17 protein-coding genes are annotated in these 21,623 nt (G+C 61.2%); 10 read left to right on the top strand and 7 right to left on the bottom strand.

Annotated features, from left to right (window positions below; translation table 11 throughout):
* Positions 1–4: 4 nt before the first annotated feature.
* The 3 genes from B2696_RS10710 to B2696_RS10700 are packed head-to-tail and all read right to left on the bottom strand — an operon-like array spanning position 5 to position 2,471.
* Positions 5–1,243: a hypothetical protein gene (locus tag B2696_RS10710; protein WP_286955338.1), complete on the bottom strand. Its 1,239-nt coding sequence runs from the start codon at positions 1,241–1,243 to the stop codon at positions 5–7.
* Between the two features lie 35 nt (positions 1,244–1,278).
* Complete coding sequence (locus B2696_RS10705) at positions 1,279–2,193, bottom strand: C40 family peptidase (RefSeq protein ID WP_286955336.1); 915 nt, start codon at positions 2,191–2,193, stop codon at positions 1,279–1,281.
* Positions 2,193–2,471: a hypothetical protein gene (locus B2696_RS10700; protein ID WP_075729231.1), complete on the bottom strand. Its 279-nt coding sequence runs from the start codon at positions 2,469–2,471 to the stop codon at positions 2,193–2,195. Before B2696_RS10700 ends, B2696_RS10705 begins: the two co-directional genes overlap by 1 nt.
* 56 nt (positions 2,472–2,527) lie before the next feature.
* On the opposite strand from B2696_RS10700, the gene upp reads away from it, so the two are divergent.
* From upp to B2696_RS10680, 4 genes are all read left to right on the top strand, one after another.
* Entirely contained in the window at positions 2,528–3,163 is a 636-nt protein-coding gene (gene upp / locus B2696_RS10695; RefSeq protein WP_075729232.1) for a uracil phosphoribosyltransferase, read from the top strand.
* Between the two features lie 38 nt (positions 3,164–3,201).
* Positions 3,202–3,579, top strand: a complete 378-nt coding sequence (locus B2696_RS10690; RefSeq protein ID WP_075729233.1) for a helix-turn-helix domain-containing protein — start codon at positions 3,202–3,204, stop codon at positions 3,577–3,579.
* Between the two features lie 131 nt (positions 3,580–3,710).
* Positions 3,711–4,898, top strand: coding sequence for a M20 family metallopeptidase (locus B2696_RS10685; RefSeq protein WP_286955332.1), 1,188 nt, complete (start codon positions 3,711–3,713; stop codon positions 4,896–4,898).
* Positions 4,899–4,972: 74 nt separating this feature from the next.
* Complete coding sequence (locus B2696_RS10680) at positions 4,973–6,427, top strand: NAD(P)H-quinone dehydrogenase (protein WP_174775538.1); 1,455 nt, start codon at positions 4,973–4,975, stop codon at positions 6,425–6,427.
* Between the two features lie 241 nt (positions 6,428–6,668).
* Here the strand turns inward: B2696_RS10680 and B2696_RS10675 are convergent, their stop codons facing one another.
* Positions 6,669–7,979, bottom strand: a complete 1,311-nt coding sequence (locus tag B2696_RS10675) for a short-chain fatty acyl-CoA regulator family protein (protein ID WP_286955331.1) — start codon at positions 7,977–7,979, stop codon at positions 6,669–6,671.
* 220 nt (positions 7,980–8,199) lie between these two features.
* Between B2696_RS10675 and prpD the strand changes: the two genes are divergently transcribed.
* From prpD to B2696_RS10655, 4 genes are all read left to right on the top strand, one after another.
* Complete coding sequence (prpD, locus tag B2696_RS10670) at positions 8,200–9,711, top strand: 2-methylcitrate dehydratase PrpD (RefSeq protein WP_276623538.1); 1,512 nt, start codon at positions 8,200–8,202, stop codon at positions 9,709–9,711.
* Complete coding sequence (gene prpB / locus B2696_RS10665) at positions 9,712–10,641, top strand: methylisocitrate lyase (RefSeq protein WP_276623539.1); 930 nt, start codon at positions 9,712–9,714, stop codon at positions 10,639–10,641.
* A gap of 72 nt (positions 10,642–10,713) precedes the next feature.
* The gene (locus B2696_RS10660; protein ID WP_276623540.1) at positions 10,714–11,871 is read left to right on the top strand and encodes a bifunctional 2-methylcitrate synthase/citrate synthase; all 1,158 of its coding nucleotides are present in this window, start codon (positions 10,714–10,716) and stop codon (positions 11,869–11,871) included.
* A gap of 291 nt (positions 11,872–12,162) precedes the next feature.
* Positions 12,163–15,594, top strand: a complete 3,432-nt coding sequence (locus B2696_RS10655) for a pyruvate carboxylase (RefSeq protein WP_276623541.1) — start codon at positions 12,163–12,165, stop codon at positions 15,592–15,594.
* 117 nt (positions 15,595–15,711) lie between these two features.
* Here the strand turns inward: B2696_RS10655 and B2696_RS10650 are convergent, their stop codons facing one another.
* The 3 genes from B2696_RS10650 to B2696_RS10640 form a co-directional block, all read right to left on the bottom strand.
* Positions 15,712–16,278 (bottom strand): GNAT family N-acetyltransferase, encoded by a 567-nt coding sequence (locus B2696_RS10650; RefSeq protein ID WP_286955330.1) that lies wholly within the window; start codon positions 16,276–16,278, stop codon positions 15,712–15,714.
* A gap of 63 nt (positions 16,279–16,341) precedes the next feature.
* On the bottom strand, positions 16,342–18,105 hold the full coding sequence (locus B2696_RS10645) for an acetyl-CoA carboxylase biotin carboxylase subunit (protein WP_286955328.1): 1,764 nt from the start codon (positions 18,103–18,105) through the stop codon (positions 16,342–16,344).
* Positions 18,106–18,302: 197 nt separating this feature from the next.
* On the bottom strand, positions 18,303–19,166 hold the full coding sequence (locus B2696_RS10640) for a sulfurtransferase (protein ID WP_075729243.1): 864 nt from the start codon (positions 19,164–19,166) through the stop codon (positions 18,303–18,305).
* A gap of 328 nt (positions 19,167–19,494) precedes the next feature.
* On the opposite strand from B2696_RS10640, the gene B2696_RS10635 reads away from it, so the two are divergent.
* Both B2696_RS10635 and B2696_RS10630 read left to right on the top strand, forming a co-directional pair.
* A complete protein-coding gene (locus tag B2696_RS10635) occupies positions 19,495–20,556 on the top strand; it encodes a Cj0069 family protein (protein ID WP_286955325.1) in 1,062 nt (353 codons plus the stop codon).
* Positions 20,557–20,725: 169 nt separating this feature from the next.
* The gene (locus B2696_RS10630) at positions 20,726–21,355 is read left to right on the top strand and encodes a DUF4282 domain-containing protein (protein WP_286955324.1); all 630 of its coding nucleotides are present in this window, start codon (positions 20,726–20,728) and stop codon (positions 21,353–21,355) included.
* Positions 21,356–21,623: the final 268 nt, after the last annotated feature.

The raw sequence follows: 21,623 nt of genomic DNA, 5'->3' as shown, positions 1-21,623 counted from the left end.
CGCCTTAGAACTTGGAGAAACGCTTGACCAGCATCTCCTCGAGGCCCTTCCACGCCTCGGCGTGTTGCGTATAGGGCTTGGAGGGCACGTAGCCTGCGTGTTCGGTGGAACCGAGCATGTAACCCAGGTAATCCTGGAAGCGCGGGTTGGCCAGCATGTAGGAGTTGATCGAGTCATCCCCGGCCCAGTCCGCGGCGTCCGCGCAGACTTCGTAGCAGCGGCCCATCTGTGTGGCATCGACGGACTCTGGGCCCTTGTCAATGTCACGCACGATTCCGGTGAAGGTGTATTGGTTCTCCGGGTGCACGCTGACCTCAAGTTCCCCGGCGTTGGCTGCGGCGACGATGTCCTCCCAGGTGGAGACGCGGGCCAGATCGTGATCGTCATTCTCCATGATCCAGCGCACGAGAGTCTTGGGCGTATCGAAGGTGTAGATCTCGCCCCACTTGCCTAGGAAGATGGGCTTGCCATCGAGGTAGGTGCGCAGAGTGTAGACCGACTTCAGATCGACCGTGACCTTGATCGGGTCAATACCGGCGGCAGCCCAGACGGTCTTGTCATAAGGATCGGTGGCCTTGTCCTTTTCTTCCTTCTCCTGTGCGCGTTTGTCACGGCGCTCCTGGGCTGCGGCAGCTGCAGCGGTGATTCGCTCCTGAGCATCCTCGAGCTCAGCGGCGGAGAAATCCGTGGACTCAACAGCCTTGACCTGGGCGTCAAGGTCCTCCATGACCTGCTTCCAGTTGCTCAATACCACGCGGCCCAGCCCGGTCCACTCGCTCATACCTTGGTCTCCGGAATAGTGATCCGCGCCGCGGGAGGCGTTGCGCAGGATGGAGTGCGAGGCAAAGAAAATGACAGCGTGCTCGGCCGCAGTGACGGTAGCCAGCGCCTCTACGATTTCCAAGCCGCGCCCGACGGCGGCGACATTGTCATAGCTGGGCCGTCCCGCCAGGTAGTCCGGCAGGCCAATCAGATCATAGAGGTGCTGCGCCGTGGGAGTGACGCGGTTGGCGCCGGAAGCCGCAAAGGTGTCCCAATCGGGGTGATCGAGCAAGTCATGGCGTTGGCCCGAGTCCAGGAAACACAGCAGTGCGGCCTCCGACTCGAAGCCCAAGACTGCATCTTCATCTCCCAAAAAGGCCTGCCACTCGGAGCCGTTTTGGCGCCACTTGGGCGCCCAGAGGGTATAGAAGTCCCCCTCGCTCATAGATAGCCGGACCGGAACAATTGTGCGCTCGCTCATGAAGAGCCAGTTTACCCAACCCGCGGCGGCTGCGCTTAACCGGTAGGGCGCCAAAAGCCCTTGAAACCCATGCCCATATTCGTGGTGCGCAAAGGACTAGTCTGCACTGGGCTGCCGGCCTCTACCATTTCGCCGTTGCCTGCATACATGGCCACGTGCCCGTCCCAGACCACGAGGTCGCCCGCCTGCAGCTCCTCGGCGCTGATCTGGCGGCCCACCGCCTGTGCGTCCGCGGTGCGCGGCAGCTCTACGCCCGCCTGCCGCCAAGCCCATTGGGTCAGCCCGGAGCAATCGAAGCCGCCATTGCCCGTTCCTCCCCAGACATAGGGGGTGCCGATCTGGCTCTTGGCAGCTGCGACTGCTGCGGCACCTTGGCCAGAGGACTCTTGCGCTCCCTGATCTGCTGGAGGATCGGGTGTTGGAACTAGGCCAAGCGGCGTGGGCTCTTTGACCGCATGCGCGGGGGCATGAGAAGCCTCCGGGGAGTCGGGCTCAGAGACGGTGGAATAGATCTCGCGGCTGGCAATGCTAAGCAAAGGTCTAGCCACGCTCACGAGTTCCTGCATGAGCTGCTGGATTCGCGCCAAGGCTAAAGCCACGTGCTGGGCCATGAGCGCCTCGATGCCGGCCCGCGCGGCGAGGTTGAGCGCCGGGTTAGGCGCGAGAAGACCGAAACTCAAGGGGAGCGCCTTGGCGATGAGGCCGCCTGCGATGGCCAACAGATCCGCGCCGGCGCGCGAGCACAGGGCAGCGGCCTCGTTCACGGCTTTATCTATGGCTTCTTCATCGCTGGCGATAAGGCGGGCGACCTCGAGAATCCGCGAGGGATCCCCGTGAGCGATGTCTGCCAGGGGCTCAACGGCGGCCATATCTGGCAACGCGGGAAGCTCGACGCGTGGCAGAGGGGCTGGAATGAGTCCTTGGATGCGCTTGAGTGCTACATCAATCATCAGCCCCTGCCTCCCAGCGCGGCAGAGTGAGCACTCTCTGTGGTCTCTGCCTCGTGGGCCATGCGCAGGCCAAAGCGTGCGAGATGGTCGAGGTCGCCGCGCAGCCTGTCGGTGCGCGTGCCCACGTTAAGCAGCGCCGCGTGGAGGCACTGAGAAAAGTGTGCCAGAGAAGAATCACCCGGCAAGGGCGGAGGAGGAGGATTCGATCCCTGGGAGGCCTGGAACAGTTCATGGGAGAGGCGGCGAGCGTATTCCGTGTCTATCGCAAAGGTTGTCATGGGCTATTGGACTTCCCGCTACCCGTGAAGGTTCCCAAAAGTTTAGAGTGGTGTTTATGGAAATCCACGTAGTAGATCACCCCCTTGCCGCTTCCCGCCTGACGCTGATGAGAGATGCCCGCAGTGATAACGCCGCCTTCCGCGAGGCCCTCCGCGATCTTGGAGCGATGCTCGTTTATGAGGCCTCGCGCGACTTGGCGGTTGAGAACTTCGACTGCCAGACCCCCGTGGCGGTGGCCAAGGGAACGCGCCTGCAGGATCCACCGATCGTGGTCCCCATCATTCGCGCAGGACTGGGAATGATTGATCCGGCTTTGTCGATGATTCCGGACGCACAGGTTGGCTTCATCGGTATGGCGCGCGACGAGAAGACGCACCAGCCGGTGCCCTACCTCGAGGCGCTGCCGCACGATCTCAGCGGGCGCACCGTATTTGTCGTTGACCCCATGCTGGCCACGGGCGGCTCTCTGCTGCATTCGTTGCGCCTGCTCGCGGATCGTGGCGCCACAGACATCACGGCTATCTGCATGGTCTCGGCCAAGCCCGGCGTCGATGCTCTGGCTAATTCCGGCCTGCCCGTACGCTTGGTTACCGCTGTCATCGACCCAGCTCTCAATGAGGATGCCTACATCGTGCCCGGCTTGGGGGACGCGGGAGATCGCCTCTACGGCCCGCGCAATATCGACCTTTAGGCTAAGCTGTCTTCCCAAGTACTCGGGGGAGGCAAAAGGTGTCTATTCATAGGCTCATGTGGTCGAGCTACGGCCACGGTTTTTCACAGCTGTTGCGCAGTGCACGTCACGCTCGGCGGCTGTCTCAGCAGGCGTTGGCGGAGATTTCAGGGGTCTCGCGCTCGCAAATCTGCAACCTGGAAAGAAATGAGAACGGGCCGCATTCCATGGCGGATCCGCAGCTGTCTACCATTTACAAGCTGGCGCTAGCCCTGGAAGTCCCGCCTGGCTTGTTGTTGCCCGGCGCTGATGCGCTCGTGGAACGTCATCATTGCAGCCGTTCGTCTGGGCAATTGGAGGACAAAATAGCGGACTTGGCGCCTTTTCCGCGGGACTATATCGAGCGGCGTCGCCTAGCGCGGCTGGGCATAGCTTAGGGTGTACATCTTTGTATATTCCTCCGGTGAACTGGGGCGCTAACTGAACCGCATAGTCTAGTTGTAGAATCTTGGAGGGTAAGCGGGTTCGACGCTCAGTTGCTAGCGCTAGGTTTTAAGAAGAGGTAGGCATGGTCTCGGCATTCATCGACGAATGGTTCACGGCTCATCGCGCCGAGGTCATCGCATGGCGTCGGCATATCCACCGCCATCCGGAGGTATCGAACCACGAGGTCGCCACCACCGCATACATTGAGGCGCGGCTGCGTGAGCGCGGACTCGAGCCGCAACGTTTCCCAGAGACGGGACTGATGGTGGACATTGGCCCCGAGACCGAGCTGGGGCGTCTGGCCTTCCGCGCGGATATCGATGCGCTGCCCGTCACGGAGGTTACTGGGCTGGAGTTTAGCTCGGAGAACCCCGGCGTGATGCACGCCTGTGGGCACGATGTCCACACCACCATTGCCCTCGGCCTAGCTTGCGCGCTGGGGGATTATGAGCGCGAGCACGGCCTGCCCATCGGCATCCGTATCATCTTCCAGCCTGCCGAGGAGCTGTGGGTTGGCGGCGCCACGGACGTTATTGAGTGGGGTGCGCTCGAGGGGGTTAACTCCATCTTCGCCATTCACGCGGAGCCGAAGTTGCGGGTGGGCCGCATCGGCGTGCGCGCCGGCGCCATCACCTCGGCCACGGACGTCGTGGAGATTAAGGTCAAGGGCCCGGGAGGGCATACGTCGCGCCCGCACCTCACGGGTGACGTGGTCTATGCCCTGGGCAAACTCATCACGGAGCTGCCGGTTCTGCTCTCCCGCCGGGTGGATCCGCGCACCGGAACGGTGCTGGTCTTTGGACAAGTTGATTCCGGATACGCGCCGAATGCTATCCCCAAGCTTGGCTCGCTCAGCGGCACCCTACGCACCGCGGACATCGCGGTGTGGCGCCAGATTCAGGGTCTATTTAGCGAGTTGGTGGGGCAGGTGCTGGCTCCCGTCGGCGTGGACTACGAGCTTGATTATCACCGCGGGGTTCCCCCCGTGCTGAATGACGACGTTGCTACCGCCATGCTTGCCTCCGCCGCTCAGGCGATCGACCCACAGGCAGTGGTGCAGGCGCCGCAGTCCTCGGGAGGCGAGGATTTCTCCTGGTATCTCGAGCATGTGCCCGGTTCCATGGCGCGGCTGGGCTGCTGGTCGGGGGAGGGCGAGCAGCACGATCTACACATGGGGGACCTCATCGTGGATGAGCGCGCTATTGGGGTGGGAATCAAACTCTTTGGTGCGGTTGTTGACCAGTTTCTGGGAAAGAACACCCTTGGCTAGGGACTTAGGTAAGGCGGCGCAATCCTCGATAGGTGGTTTTGCGTCCTAAGCGTTAAACTCTGTTAGGACTTTTAATGTGGTACATAAAAAGGAGCTACTCCGTGTCTAACCAGACCAAACGCATCGTCATCATCGGCGGCGGCCCCGCGGGCTATGAGGCGGCCCATGCGGGCGCAAAATACGGCGCTGATATTACGATCATTGAGGATCAAGACATGGGAGGCTCCGGGGTCATCCTCGATTGTGTTCCTTCGAAGTCATTCATCGCCGGCGCGAATATCAAGACAGACCTTCGCCGTGCGGAGGCCATGGGCCTCAACGAGCACATTGGTAAAGCCGAGCTCTCCTTCACAGCCCTTAATGAGCGCGTGCAAGCTCTGGCGCAGCGGCAGTCCTCCGACATCCGTGATCGCATGGGCGAGCTGGGCGCTCGCGTCATCGACGGCCGCGGCTATTTCCCGCAGGACCAGCAATCCCAGCACTTTGGTGGGCACAAGGTCGTCGCAGTTCACAACTCGGACGGGCACGAGGAGGTCCTCGATGCTGACCTAGTCCTCATCGCCACTGGCGCCACCCCGCGCATCTTGCCCGGTGCGCAGCCGGATGGTGAGCGCATTCTGACCTGGCAGCAGGTTTATGCCTTGCCGGAGATTCCCGAGCACCTCATCGTGGTCGGTTCCGGCGTGACCGGCGCGGAGTTCGTCTCCGCCTTTGCTGAGATGGGCGTGAAGGTCACCATGGTTGCTTCTCGGGACCGTATTCTTCCCCACGACGATGCTGATGCCGCAGATGTGCTCGAGACCGTCCTCGCCGAGCGCGGCGTGGAGCTAGAGAAGAATTGCCGCGTCGAGTCAGTCACTCGAACCGCAGACGGCGGAGTGCTGGTCAAGACTCAGGATGGGCGTGAAATTACCGGCTCCCACGCGATTATGTCCATCGGCTCTGTGCCCAATACCAAGAACCTTGGCTTGGACAACGTCGGGGTAGAGACGGTGAAGTCCGGCCATATTCACGTCGACCGCGTATCACGCACCAACATCGCCGGCATTTATGCTGCAGGTGATTGCTCCGATCTCTTCCCGCTGGCTTCTGTGGCAGCTATGCAGGGGCGCATCGCCATGTACCACTCCTTGGGGGAGGGCGTGTCCCCGCTGCGTCTGAAGACTGTTGCCACCGCTGTGTTTACTCGCCCCGAGATCGCCGCCGTAGGCTATTCGCAGGCGGAGATCGAAAACGGCGATATTGCAGCTCGGACCATCACCATGCCGCTGGCGACGAACCCGCGCGCCAAGATGCGCTCGCTGAAGCACGGCTTTGTCAAACTATTTTGCCGTCAGACCTCGGGCCGAATTATCGGCGGAGTTATCGTGGCGCCGACCGCCTCTGAGCTCATCTTGCCCATCGCCGTGGCGGTGACCAACCAGCTCACTGTTAATCAGCTGGCGGATTCTTTCGCGGTCTACCCCTCGCTTTCGGGCACGATTACGGAGGCCGCTCGCCGCCTCGTTGCCCACGATGACCTTGAGTAAGCAAGAACTATAGGTACGAATAACAAGCGCGAATAGGGGGGAGGAGTAGACAATTCAGGGCTGCCCTCCCCGTGCCGCCGGCTAGGGGGAGCCGGTGGATAGGGGAAAAGGGGAGGACAGCCGTGAGTGATAGAGAGTGCTCCGCAACATAATCTACGGAGCCCTTTTAATTAAGCATTGTGCCCAGACATGCGCGGCATAGCTTTAGAACGGTTGTGCGCAGCCCCGGCACGGTAGGTAACTACTGAATGCCGATGCTGAAGTTAAGATCGGGCGCCTGGTTGCTGCCGGCCTGCGGAAACGCACGCTGTGCGCAGTTTTCCCGCGGGCAGGAAATGCAGCCGGGGCCGATGGGAGTGGCGGCGGAGGGTGAGAGGTTGAGCGCATCCGAGTAGACCAGCCGGTGTGCCTGGGAAATGTCGCAGCCCAGCCCCACCGCGAATTCCTTGCGGGGGGTGCCAAAACGCTTGGCCTCGCCCTGTACGTGGCGGGCTATCCACAGGTAGGTGCGCCCATCCGGCATGGTGGCCACCTGCCGGGTGATGCGGTTGGGGGTCTCGAAAGCGCGGTGAACCACCCAGAGGGGACACGAGCCACCCGAGCGCGAGAAGTGAAAGCCGGTGGCGGATTGGCGCTTGGAGATATTGCCAGCGCGGTCGGTGCGGATGAAGAAGAAAGGCACCCCGCGCGTGCCGGGGCGCTGCAGGGTGGTCAGGCGCTGGGCGGTGGTTTCAAAGCCTGTTCCAAAGATGCTGGCGACGCGGTCGATGTCGTAACGCGTGTCTTCCGCGGCGGCGAGAAACTGGCGGTAGGGCATGGTCACAGCGGCAGCGAAGTACTGGGCTAGCCCATAGGTGGCCAGCTTCTTGGCGGCACTCGTGGGCAGCTCCGAGACAAGGTTCTCTAGGACGTGCGGATAGGCCAGCAGGCAGTATTGGAGGGCCATTTCGAAGCAGAGCTGAGCGTCACTGAGCCCAGCGCGCAGGCTCAGCTCGCGTCTATCGGGGTGGAACTGGCGCCGCGCTCCAGAGGTGCGGTGACCAAAGCGCACGCGCACCCCGAATTGCTGGTCGAGCTCGTTGGATAGCCGGGTCAGGCGCAGGATCTTATCGCCGGTGTGCTGGGCCAGATCCTCGCCGAGGACGTCCAAGTCGTGGATGTAGTTGCCAGCCTCGTAGAAGAAGTCACGGACCAGCTCTGAGGGGCTGACCGCCGGCGTGGCAGGGGCGTGTCCTGCCACCTCGACGAGCCGGGGGATGAGCTCGGGGAACCGCGATGCCAGGTCGGAGAGGGTGTCCTCGGCAGCCGCGGGGAAGAGAGTGCGCAGTTCTGCTATGGCGTGGAGATCGCGGTCGGGGGAGAAGTAGGCGGGGTCGAGGTCGAAGCGCCGCGAGAGTTGCATGAGCACCGTCGCGGTAAGGGGGCGTTGATCATTTTCTAGCTGATTGAGGTAACTCGTGGACAGATCAAGTTGCTTGGCCATGGCGACTTGGGTGAGATTCCGGGCTTTGCGCAGCGCGTGGATTCTTGCCCCCGCATAGAGTTTGCTCACGTTTGTCTCCTTTGAAAAACCGGCCATTAGCAGCGATTTTTACAGATTACGCAAGATCCGCGTTTTCATGCCGCTAGTTTACGCAAACCTTACCTATGGTTCCCAGCACACGCAACTGACTAATGTGACCGACAACGCATTAGCGCTTAGCAATGCTGAATATTCGTTTCATACCGGGCCCCGCACGACGAGGCATCAAGATGAAGGAGCACCACCGGCCGTGATCAACCACGAAGTACGTACCCACAAGTCCGCCGAGGATTTCCCCATTGAAGAGCACCTGGCTTATAAGATTGCTCAGGTAGCCGCCGATTCGGTAGCCGTTCCGCAGGATACGGCGGAGATGATCATCAACCGCATCATCGACAACGCTGCCGTCGCCGTGGCCTCGGTTGCGCGTCGTCCCGTGACCTCCGCCCGCGTTATGGCGCAGGCTCACCCTGTTTCTGAAGGCGGCGCCAACGTCGTCGGCATCGACGGCACCTACTCCGCGGAGTGGGCAGCCTTGGCCAACGGCACCGCAGTGCGCGAGCTCGACTTCCACGACACCTTCCTGGCTGCCGAGTACTCTCACCCGGGGGATAACATCCCGCCGATCCTCGCCGTCGCCCAGCACAAGGGCCTGAGTGGGCAAGACCTCATCCGTGGTGTGGCCACCGGATATGAAATCCAGGTCAACCTGGTCAAGGGTATCTGCCTGCACGAGTGGAAGATCGACCACGTCGCGCACCTCGGACCCTCCGTGGCTGCCGGACTGGGAACCATGCTCGACCTCGACGTTGACACCATCTACCAGGCCATTGGACAGGCGCTGCACACCACCACCGCCACCCGCCAGTCGCGCAAGGGCCTCATTTCTTCCTGGAAGGCCTATGCGCCCTCCTTCGCCGGCAAGATGGCCATCGAGGCCGCCGACCGTGCGATGCGCGGCGAGGGTGCCCCTGCCCCCATCTGGGAAGGCGAGGACGGGTTCATCGCTTGGATGCTGCACTCCCCGGACCGCACCTACACCGTCCCGCTGCCCGGCCCCGGCGAGGAAAAGCGCGCCATCCTGGAGACTTATACCAAGGAGCACTCCGCAGAGTACCAGTCCCAGGCGCCCATCGACCTGGCTCGCCGGATGAAGAAGACGCTGGCGGATGCCGGACGCCCGACCTCCGAAATTGAGTCCATCGTTCTGCATACCTCGCACCACACCCACTACGTCATCGGCACCGGTGCCAACGATCCCCAGAAGATGGATCCGGACGCTTCGCGCGAGACCCTGGACCACTCCATCATGTACATCTTCGCCGTCGCTCTAGAGGATGGGGGCTGGCACCACGTCAAGTCCTACTCCCCTGAGCGTGCACACCACCCCGAGACGATTGAGCTCTGGCACAAGATCTCCACGGTGGAGGACCCTGAGTGGACCCGGCGTTATCACTCGCAGGATCCGGCGGAAAAGGCCTTCGGCGCCCGCGCCGTCATCACCTTCCGCGATGGCACCGTCATCGAGGATGAGATGGCCGTGGCCGATGCGCACCCGCTCGGCGCCCGTCCCTTTGGACGCGAGCAGTACATCGAGAAGTTCCGCACCCTGGCGGAGGGCATCGTCGCCCCCGAGGAGCAGGAGCGCTTCCTCGCCGCCGCCCAGAACCTGGAAAACCTCCAGGACCTGCGTGAGCTCAACGTTCGCGTCACTGAAGAAAACCTTGCTTCCGCACCGCATACCCCGAAGGGAGTGTTCTAAATGGCCGGCCTGTTTGGATCTCTTAAGACCAACGCCCAAAAGCGCGCGGACTTCCGTGCCGCGCTCGAAGGTCCTGGCATCACCACCCTGCCTGGTGCTTTCAACCCCTTGTCTGCCCGTCTTATCCAGGATATCGGCGGCTTCGGCGGCGTCTACATCTCCGGTGCCGTCTTGGCCAATGATCTGGGCCTGCCGGACATCGGTATGACCACCCTGACCGAGGTGGCCACCCGCGCTGGTCAGATTGCCCGTGTCACCGATTTGCCCGTGCTTGTCGACGCCGACACTGGCTTCGGCGAACCCATGTCCGCCGCGCGCACCATCGCCGCACTCGAGGACGCAGGACTGTCCGGCTGTCACCTTGAGGACCAGGTAAACCCCAAGCGCTGTGGCCACCTCGATGGCAAGGAAGTCGTGCCGGTAGACCTCATGGTCCGCCGCATTACCGCCGCCGCGAACGAGCGCCGCGATGAGAACTTCATCATCTGTGCACGCACGGATGCAGCCGGCGTCAACGGTATCGACGATGCTATTGAACGCGCGAAGGCCTATGCCGATGCCGGGGCCGACCTCATCTTCACCGAGGCTCTCTATCGCCCGGAGGACTTCGAGGCCTTCCGCGCCGCTGTTGACACCCCGCTGCTGGCCAATATGACGGAGTTTGGCAAGACCGAGCTGCTCTCCGCCCGCCAGCTCGAAGACCTGGGCTATAACGCAGTCATCTGGCCGGTTTCCACTTTCCGTGTTGCCATGGGCGCCACCGAGGACTTCCTGCGCGACCTGCAAGAAACCGGCATCCAAAGCGAATGGCTTGACCGCATGCAGCACCGCTCACGCCTCTACGAGCTCGTTCGCTACAACGAGTACAACGCTTTTGACCAAGAAGTATTTACCTACTCGAAGGACTCCTACAAGCCCACCTTCGACTAAGTCGCCTCCCTTTCCCTGCATTTTTCCCACCTCCCCCTAACCCCTGAAAGCCAAACTTGAAGGAGCTTCACCATGTCCACCACCCCAGAGCAACCAGAAATCCGTAAGGGCCTCTACGGCGTCGTCGTCGACGAAACCGCAGTGTCCAAGGTCGTTCCTGAGACCAACTCGCTGACCTACCGCGGATACCCTGTCCAAGAACTCGCCCGCTACTGCTCCTTTGAGGAGGTCGCCTACCTGTTGTGGAATGGCGACCTGCCCGAGTCCGCCGAGCTCACCCGCTTCTCCGCCCGTGAGAAGGCGCTGCGTCACCTCGACCGCCACCTCATCGACCTCATCATGTCTATGCCGCTGTCGTGCCACCCCATGGATGTGTTGCGCACCGCCGTCTCCTTCATTGGCGCCCAGGACCCCGAGGAGTACACCAAGGACTCCGAGCACATTCGTCGCACCGCTCTCGAGCTGATGGCGAAGATTCCGACCATCATCGCCCTGGATATTCGCCGTCGCCGCGGCGAGGCCTACATCGAGCCTTCCCGCAAGAAGGGCTTTGCCGAGAACTTCCTGTGGATGGTATTTGGTGAGGAGGAAGGCTCCCCGGCCACCAACCGTGCCGACATCGAGGCCTTTGACAAGTCCCTCATCCTTTATGCTGAGCACTCCTTCAATGCTTCGACCTTCGCGGCGCGCGTTATCACCTCTACGATGTCGGATACCTACTCCGCCGTTGTTGGCGCCATCGGCGCGCTGAAGGGCCCGCTGCACGGCGGCGCCAACGAGGCTGTCATGCACAACTTCATCGAGGTGGGAGACCCCGCCAAGGCGGAGGAGTGGACCAAGAACAAGCTGGCGAACAAGGACCTCGTCATGGGCTTCGGTCACCGCGTGTACAAGAAGGGTGACTCCCGCGTTCCCACCATGGAAGCTGCTTTCCGTGAGCTGGCAGCCAAGCATGGCCAGGAAAAGTGGGTGGAGATGTATGACATCATGTCTCAGACGATGTATGACAACACCTCCATCAAGATTCGCCCCAACCTGGACTTCCCGGCTGGCCCGGCCTATTACATCCTGGGCTTCCCCATCGAGTTCTTCACTCCGATCTTTGTGATGTCCCGCATCACCGGTTGGACCGCTCACATCGTCGAGCAGAATGAGAGCAACTCCCTCATTCGCCCGCTCTCGGCTTACATTGGCGAGCCGCAGCGCTCGGTTCCGCCTAAGTCTTTCTAAGGCGGCAACCCGGGATTGGGGGTGCGAGGGAGGAGACTTCTTCGCACCTCTTTTCTTTGCAGTATTTGCAATATGACAAGAGTTCTTCACCTGCGTCCCAGGGTGCCTTGGGACGCGATTGCTCTCAATTTAGGCCCTAATGTGGCACAATCCGCATCCCAAACCTGTGGATATTTAGGTTCGCGCCCACTAATGTGAGATGCGGATCACCCGTGAGGGCTCATTGCTAGTGGTGCCATAACTCCCCCAACATCAGAGGCAATTACCCGTTATTGAAAGGAACATAAAGAAGTGGCTCAAACCGCGCTTCCATCGTTCAACAAGATTCTCGTAGCCAACCGTGGCGAGATCGCCGTTCGTGCTTTCCGTGCCGCGTTCGAGACCGGTGCTAAAACAGTGGCCGTCTACCCCCGCGAGGATCGAAATTCTTTTCACCGCGCTTTTGCTGATGAGGCAGTCCGCATTGGTACCGAGGGGCAGCCAGTCAAGGCATATCTCGACATCGATGAGATTATCCGTGCCGCCAAGAAGTCCGGAGCTGACGCCATCTACCCAGGCTATGGCTTCCTCTCCGAGCGTGCTGACCTAGCCCGCGCCTGCGAAGAGGCAGGCATCAAGTTCATCGGCCCCAGCCCCTCAACGCTCGATCTCACCGGTGATAAGGCTGCCGCGGTGTCCGCAGCGCAGAAGGCCGGCCTGCCTACGTTGCAGGATTCTGAGCCTTCTGAGGACGTCGACAAGCTTGTCGAGTACGCCAAGGACTTCACCTTCCCCGTATTCGTCAAGGCCGTGGCCGGCGGCGGCGGACGAGGTATGCGCTTCGTCGAAAGCCCCGAGCAGCTCAAGGAGAAGGCAGCTGAGGCCTCCCGCGAGGCCGAGGCAGCCTTCGGTGATGGTGCGGTCTACCTTGAGACTGCGGTGATCAAGCCCCAGCACATCGAGGTGCAGATCCTCGCGGACTCGCAGGGCAACGTCATTCACCTTTTCGAGCGCGATTGCTCCGTGCAGCGTCGCCACCAAAAGGTCGTCGAGATTGCTCCGGCGCCGAGCCTGGACCCGCAGCTGCGGGATCGCATCTGCGAGGATGCGGTGAAGTTCTGTAAGTACATCAACTACGAGGGTGCCGGCACCGTGGAGTTCTTGGTGGATGAGCGTGGCAACCACGTATTCATCGAGATGAACCCGCGCGTGCAGGTTGAGCACACCGTGACCGAGGAAATCACCGGCGTCGACATCGTTAAATCCCAGATGCAGATCGCCGCCGGCGCTTCCCTGGCGGATCTTGGCCTGAGCCAGGACAAGATCCACATCAATGGTTTCGCGCTGCAGTGCCGCATCACCACCGAGGACCCGAACAACGGCTTCCGCCCCGATACGGGAACGCTGACCTCTTATCGCTCGCCGGGCGGCGCGGGTGTGCGCCTCGACGGAGCAACGTCCGTGGGAGCGGAAATCTCCCCGAACTTCGACTCCTTGCTCGTCAAGATGACCTGCCGTGGCGCCACCTTCGCACAGGCCGTCGCGCGTGCCCAGCGCGCGCTCAACGAGTTCACGGTCTCTGGCGTGGCCACCAACATCGGCTTCCTGCGTGCGCTTCTGCGTGAGCCGGACTTCACCGCCAAGCGCGTTGACACCGGCTTCATCACGGACCACCCTGAGCTGCTCAAGGCGCCCCCGGCGGTCGATGAGTCTGGACGCATCCTCGATTACATCGCCGATGTCACGGTCAACAAGCCCAACGGCAAGCGCCCAACTTCCCTGCGTCCCTTTGACAAGCTCCCCAAGCTGGATCACGGACAGCCTTTGCCGCGCGGCTCGCGCGATGACCTGCTTGAGCTCGGCCCGCAGAAGTGGGCGGAGAAGATTCGCAAGCAGGATGCCCTCGCCGTCACCGATACCACCTTCCGTGACGCGCACCAGTCCCTGCTTGCGACCCGCGTGCGAGGCACCGCCCTGGTCTCCGCGGCCGAGGCCGTGGCGCGGCTGACCCCGAACCTTTTCTCCGTCGAGGCCTGGGGCGGCGCCACCTATGACGTAGCCATGCGCTTTCTCCACGAGGATCCCTGGGTTCGCCTCGACCTGCTGCGCGAGGCCATGCCCAACCAGAACATTCAGATGCTGCTGCGCGGGCGCAATACCGTGGGTTATACCCCCTACCCGGATTCCGTCTGCCGCGGCTTCGTTGAAGAGGCCGTCAAGTCCGGCGTCGATGTCTTCCGTATCTTCGATGCACTCAATGAAGTATCTCAGATGCGCCCGGCCATCGAGGCCGTGCTGGAGACCAATACCACCGTTGCCGAGGTCGCCATGGCCTACTCCGGGGACATGGTTTCGCCGAATGAGAAGCTCTACACCTTGGACTACTACCTCCACTTGGCAGAGCAGATCGTCGAGTCCGGCGCCCATGTGTTGGCCATCAAGGACATGGCGGGACTACTGCGCCCAGAGGCTGCCTCCAAGCTCGTCATGGCGCTGCGTAAGGAATTCGACCTTCCGGTCCACGTGCACACGCACGACACCGCAGGCGGGCAGATGGCTACCTACTACGCCGCTGCATTGTCTGGGGCCGACGCCGTCGACGGTGCCTCCGCTCCTTTGGCGGGCACCACCTCGCAGCCTTCGCTGTCTGCCCTCGTTGCGGCGTTCTCGAACTCCACGCGCGATACCGGGCTAGACCTGCAGGCAGTCTCCGATCTGGAGCCTTACTGGGAGGCCGTCCGTCAGCTCTACGCTCCCTTCGAGAACGGCATTCCCGGCCCCACCGGCCGCGTGTACAAGCACGAGATTCCCGGCGGCCAGCTCTCCAATCTTCGTGCCCAAGCGGTTGCGCTCGGCTTGTCTGATCGCTTCGAGGTCATTGAGAACAACTACGCCGCCGTCAACGAGATGCTGGGCCGTCCCACCAAGGTGACCCCATCTTCCAAGGTGGTCGGGGACTTGGCGCTACACCTGGTTGGTACAGGCGTTGATCCTGCGGACTTCGAGGCTAATCCCACGAAGTACGACATCCCGGATTCCGTCATCGCCTTCCTACACGGCGAGCTGGGCACCCCTCCCGGTGGCTGGCCGCCGCTGCGGGATAAGATCTTGGACGGCCGCGCCCAGACCGGTGCGAAGCTCACCGAGGTCCCAGAGGAGGAGGCAAAGCACCTCGACTCTGACAACTCCACCGAGCGCCGTGAGGCACTCAACCGCCTGCTGTTCCCGAAGCAGTGGGAGGAGTTCAAGGAGTTCCGCCGCAAGTTCGGCAACACCGAGGCGCTCACGGACGCCGACTTCTTCTACGGCCTGACTGAGGGTGAAGAAAAGGTTATTCACTTCTTCCCCAAGGATTCCACCGACCGCAGCGATCTCAACGCCATGGTTGTTCGCCTCGATGCCGTGGGCGAGCCGGATGCCAAGGGCATGCGCAACGTGGTGCTCAACGTCAACGGTCAGGTACGCCCGCTCAAGGTCCGCGACAACAACGTCGAATCCACCGTCGCCACCGTGGAAAAGGCCGATCCCTCCAACGAGGGTCATGTTGCGGCACCGTTTGCCGGAGTTGTCAATGCCACCGTTGCCGCGGGCGACAAGGTTAAGGCCGGAGACCAAGTCGCCGTCATTGAGGCCATGAAGATGGAGGCTTCCATCTCTGCGCCGAAGGACGGAGTTGTTGACCGCGTGGCCATCGGCCAGGCTACGAAGGTAGAGGGCGGAGACCTCATCGCCGTCATCAAGTAGCAGCCACAGCACAAAGGCGGTGCTTTAGCCTCCCAGCAATGGAGGGTTAAAGCACCGCCTTTCGTGTTATCTGAAAGTGCAGCTTGTTCTAGAAAGCGCTGCTGAAGCTTATCTGGCTTAAGCCACCGGCCAGAAGCGCTTGAACATGATACCTGGATCCTCCCCGGGGACATCGACGGCTTCAAAGCCCTCGGCCTCATAAAGGGAGCGTGCGCCCTGGTTATTCTCATCGACCCACAGGGCAATGCCTGGCGCCTGCTGAGCGCGGGCGAGATCGCAGGCGTTGCGCAGAAGGGTGCGGCCGATTCCTAGTCGGCGGTAGCGGTGCTCGACCGCGATGCACAGCTCGGGCATTTCTTCTGGGTCAAACTCCGTTGCCCACAGATCTTCATCATGTGGGTCCGCGCTGTGGCTGCCTAGGTAGGCGGCGCCCTTGTCGACGCCGGTGTAGTAGCGCAGCCACGAGCCACCCATGGGTACGTTGTGGGAGGAGACTGCGAGAACCCCGCCATCTGCCAAAGGAGACCACTGTTCCACGTAAAGGCCGACGTCGCCGGTGTGGAAGTCCCCGATATTGGCTTCCTCGTCTCCAAGAACATCGGCGAGGAAAAGCAGGCGCGAGAGATATGTACGGTCCTCCTCGCGGGCGAGGCGGACTGAGTATTCGGTGTCGTTGGCAGTCATAGACACCACGCTACCCGAGGGCCAGTTCCCACCAGCCCTCGGAGTGCTTTGTCGAGCTGGGGTCTACTTGATCTCCAGCATGGCGATGCCCTTGTTGATCTGACCACCGGTCTCGACCACGAGGCCGGTGACGATTCCGGCCTTGTGAGCCTTGACGGGGTTCTCCATCTTCATGGCCTCGAGAACAACCACGATGTCGCCCTCGGCGACCTCTTGGCCCTCTTCCACGTTGACCTTGATGACGGTGCCCTGCATGGGCGCGGCCACGGTATCACCGGAGACGGCAGCCTTGGAGCCAGAGCCACGGTGCTTCTTGGACTTCTTGCGCGGTGCTGCGCCTCCACCGAGGGTCATGCTTGCAGGCAGTGCGACCTCAATGCGGCGACCATCGACCTCGACGACATACTTCTGCGAGGGGACCTGCTCCTCGTCCTCAGCCTCGGCATCATCGGTGTAGGGAGGAAGCTCGTTCTTCCATTCCTCCTCGATCCACTTGGTGTAGATCTGGAAATCTTCGCCGAAAGCAGGATCTTCGACGATAGCGCGGTGGAAGGGGATGACCGTGGGCAGGCCCTCGACCTTGTACTCAGAAAGAGCGCGGGCAGCGCGGTGCAGAGCGGACTCGCGGTCCGGGCCCCACACGATGAGCTTTGCCAGCATGGAATCGAACTGGCCGCCGATGACAGAGCCCTGACGCACGCCGGAATCCACGCGAACGCCGGGGCCTGCAGGCTCCGAGTAGGTGACCACGGTGCCGGGGGAGGGCATGAAGCCTGCAGCAGGGTCCTCGCCATTGATGCGGAACTCGAAGGCGTGTCCACGCGGGGTGGGATCCTCGTGGAAGGACAGCTCCTGGCCCTCGGCGATCTTGAACTGCTCGAGAACGAGGTCGAGGCCGGTGGTCTCCTCGGAGACAGGGTGCTCAACCTGGAGGCGGGTATTGACCTCGAGGAAGGAGATGAGCCCGTCGGAGCCAACGAGGTACTCGACGGTGCCGGCGCCGTAGTAGCCGGCCTCGCGGCAGATGCGCTTGGCGGAATCATGGATGGCCTCGCGCTGCTCATCACTCAGGAAGGGAGCAGGGGCCTCCTCCACCAGCTTCTGGAAGCGGCGCTGCAGGGAGCAGTCACGCGTGCCGACGACGACCACGTTGCCGTGGTGATCCGCCAAGACCTGGGCCTCGACGTGGCGAGCCTTATCCAGGTAGCGCTCAACGAAGCACTCTCCACGGCCGAAAGCCGCGGTGGCCTCACGGGTGGCGGACTCGAAGAGCTCGAGGATCTCGGAGGCCTCGTAGGCGACCTTCATTCCGCGTCCGCCGCCGCCGAAAGCGGCCTTGATGGCGATGGGTAGACCATTGGCGGCCGCGAAGGCCTCGACCTCGGCCGCGTCTGCGACGGGGTCCTTGGTGCCAGGGGCCATCGGGGCGTTGGCGCGCTCGGCGATGTGGCGGGCGGTGACCTTGTCTCCGAGGTCGCGGATGGATTCGGGGGAGGGGCCGATCCAGATGAGCCCAGCGTCGATGACGGCTTGGGCAAAGGCGGCGTTTTCAGACAAGAATCCGTAGCCGGGGTGAATGGCATTGGCGCCGGACTTAGCTGCGGCGTCGAGGATCTTGTCGAAGACCAGGTAGGACTCGGCGGAGGTGTTTCCGCCAAGAGCAAAGGCCTCATCGGCCAAGGATACGAATGATGCGTCTTTATCCGGCTCCGCATAGACGGCGACGGAGGCAATGCCAGCGTCGCGCGCGGCGCGGATCACGCGAACTGCGATCTCACCACGGTTAGCGATAAGTACCTTGGTGATCTTCTTGGTTTCAACTGCCACGGCAGGAACCCTCCTGATTAATCTTGAATTGGACTGCCCACTATTCTTGCACACAAAAACATGAGAAAACCGTCAGGTTCCAGTTTTGTGTCAGAAATAATCCCGCACCAGCGATGATGCGGGAATCACCGGCGTGTTACCGCCGGGGTCTTAACTGTTTTTCGTCGCGACAGGCCGTGGTGTTACGCCACGGTGACCTACTTCTCTATCGGCATGCGGACCATGTTGCCCCACTCTGCCCAAGAGCCGTCATAAGTGCGGACGTCATCGAAGCCGAGCAGGTGCTTGAGCACGAACCAAGAGTGCGCGGCCTGCGCTCCCACGTGAGAGTAGAGGATGGTCTCCTTGGCCGGTTCGAGGGAACCGTAGTTCACGCGCAGTTCATCGGCGCTGCGGAAGCAGGCATTGGGGTAGACCGCGCGATCCCACTCGAGGTTGCTGGCGCCAGGGATGTGGCCGTGGCGCATGGTGGTGCCGTAGGAGGAATTGCCCAGCGGAGAATCCACGGTGGCCTCGCCTGCGTATTCCTCAGGGGTGCGGGTATCAACTATGTGTGCAGAGGTTTCGCGTACCTCCGCCACGAAGGCCCTAAACTCCGCATCATTGCGCTCTACGACGGGATAATCGGAAGCAGTGAACTCCGGGACCATGTAGGAGGTATCGCGCTCCTCAATCATCCACGCGTCACGCCCGCCGTCGAGCAAACGGACATCTGGGTGCCCGAAGAGCTCAAAGACCCACAGTGCGTAGGCTGCCCACCAGTTCGACTTATCGCCGTAGAGCACCACCGTATCTTCCCGATTGATCCCCTTGGCCTGCATGAGAGTGGCAAAGGCCTCCCCGTCCACGGTGTCGCGGGTAAGCGGATCGAGCAATTCTTTTTGGAAAATGATGCGGCTGGCCGTGGGGATGTGGCCAATGTCGTAGAGGAGCGAATCCTCATCGACCTCGATCACTCGCAGACCTTTAATGCCCAAGCGTGCAGACAGCCATGGCGCAGACACGAGCCGCTGCGGGTTTGCATATTCTTGAAAAGGGGGATTCGGATCAAATTCAGCCACTTTCCGTCTGCCTTTCTGTGTGTTTTCGGGGTTCGTGCTCTAAGAAAAAAGTCTTTTGGGGAAAAGAGTTTCTGCACCAACTCTAGCCTGTATCGATCTCGATTGGTCACGCGGGGCCCGCAAATGTGGTGTAGCTTGCATCAAGAAAAAGCCGAGCTAGATCGCATCCTTGCGGGGTTAAAGTTTGGTTAATAGCTCGGCGGGGAAGGGGTTCTTAGGATAATTTTAGAAAAGTACTCGGTGGTCTCTGTCCCATCGAAGGACACTCCCCGGCTGATATGACCGGGGAACATCTCCTCGGACCCTCTTAATGAAAGGGAGTTAACAAGTGCACAAGGCAATCGTCGTCTTCGAAGTCGAGGGCGGATCCGATAAAGGCCCGGACGGCCACCGCAAAGACACTCTTCCCATCGTCAACGCCATCAAGGATGCTGGCTGGGAATCCACAGTAATCTACTTCCACCCGGACCGCGCGGAGGAGATCTTCCGCGAAGTTTCTAAGAACTATGACGGCTATATCTCTCGCGTTAATCCCGGGAATATTCCGGGCGGTGAGAAGGGCTACTTCGAGCTTCTGACCAACCTGGCGGAGGCCGGCCTGGTGGGAATGTCCACTCCCGCAGACATGATGGCCTATGGTGCCAAGGATGCCTTGGTGAAGCTCAATGACACCTCCCTCGTGCCGGAGGACACCCGCGCTTATTACGATGTTGAGGACTTCCACAAGACCTTCCCCGTTACCTTGTCCTACGGGGAGCGCGTGCTCAAGCAGAACCGGGGCTCCACAGGTGAGGGAATCTGGCGCGTACGTTTGGCCGATAAGGCGCTGGCTGAGTCGCTAACGCCGGGTACTGCTCTGCCTCTCGATACCGAGCTCAAGTGCACCGAGGCCGTGGACAATAAGACCCATGATTTCACCCTCGGGGAGTTCATGGACTTCTGCGACAAGTACATCATTGGCCACAATGGCATGCTCGTGGACATGCGCTTCATGCCGCGCATCGTAGAGGGTGAGATTCGCATTCTGCTCGTAGGCAACGAGCCCGTCTTCATTGTTCATAAGCAGCCGGCCGCCGGTGGGGATTCCTTCTCCGCCACCTTGTTCTCCGGCGCCACCTACACCTACGATCACCCAGATGACTGGCCTGAGCTGCTCGAGCTCTTCGCCGACGCCCGTCCTGTCATCGCGGAAAAGCTCGGGGATACCGATACCGTTCCGCTCATCTGGACCGCGGACTTCATGTTGGCGGATGGCCCAGACGGGGAAGACACCTACGTGCTCGGAGAGATCAACTGCTCCTGCGTAGGCTTCACCTCCGAATTGGACATGGGCATTCAAGAAAAGGTCGCTGCTGAGGCAATCGCACGCGTAGAGGCACAGGCTGTCTAAAATGGCTTGTGTCTGCCGTTCCCACTAATTGCTTCGGAGGCGGCAACTAGGGCGGGGGGACCCTCTTTGAGGGCTTCCCGCCCTTTTCTCTGTTTTAGATTTCTCTGAGATTTCCCTAACTTTCCCTCTATCTTCGCCTCCTAAGGCGAAAGAAAGCACTCTCTCTTCAATGACTACCCCGGATAACGCAAGCAACAGCGACGCCAGCAACGGCGACAACTACAGCGACAACTTTTCAGCGCCGTGGTCAGAAGGAAACCGGCACGAAGCTGGCGCCAATGAGGGCTTCGGTCAGGCCGCGCCACAGCAGCAGGTGCCTCAGTCGCAGCAGGCCTCCCCGTGGCAAACTCAACCGGCAGCTCAAGCCGGTCCGAGCCAGCCTTGGCAGCAGCCCCAACCTCAGCAGCAGGGCCAAGCATGGCAGCCCGCGCAAAGCCAGACGGCACAGTTTGGGCGCGGGGACAGCGAGCCGCAGCGCGAGGGCTTCTTCAAGGCTCTCTTTGACATGCGCTTCACCACGTTCATCACCGTGCACTTCGCCTCGATGATCTACACCGTGCGCGTCCTCATCGGTGTGGCCTGCTGGTGTGGTGGATTCCTGCTTGCCCTCGTCCTCGGTGCTGCAGGCATGGGTGATGGTGTGTTTACCATAGTTTTGGCGCTGCTTGGACACCTCATCTTCGGAACGGCGTTCTTCTTTATCTACGTCATTCAGATACGCCTCGTTCTGGAGTTCTTCGTGTCCAATGTCCGCAGCGTTCAGTACACCAAGGCAATAGCGGAGCGGCGGGCTCTTTAGGGGTTTGCAAACCGCTGCGGTGTGGTGAGCTTTAATGGCTCTTTTGGTTTTGGAGTGCATTGATTTTGTTGGTTGGTTGTCCTCCGTTTGAGCCCGATCATTCAGGATAAGCCGAATGACCTTGCTATTGCACTGCCAAGTTCTGGCTAGGCGGCCCGGCTGTGGATAACTGTGGTGGGCCTAGTGGGTTATCCACAGTTTCCTTGTTTGGTGCGGGTTGGGGATTGTCGCACCGCTTGGTGGTGTCTTAGCGTGGCGGTCATGGGCT

Origin of the sequence: Corynebacterium sp. UBA4397, assembly GCF_002390965.1 — a bacterium.
Lineage (GTDB): Bacteria > Actinomycetota > Actinomycetes > Mycobacteriales > Mycobacteriaceae > Corynebacterium > Corynebacterium flavescens.
The sequence above is the reverse complement of the archived record's forward strand: the minus strand, read 5'-3'. Positions and strand labels throughout refer to the sequence as shown.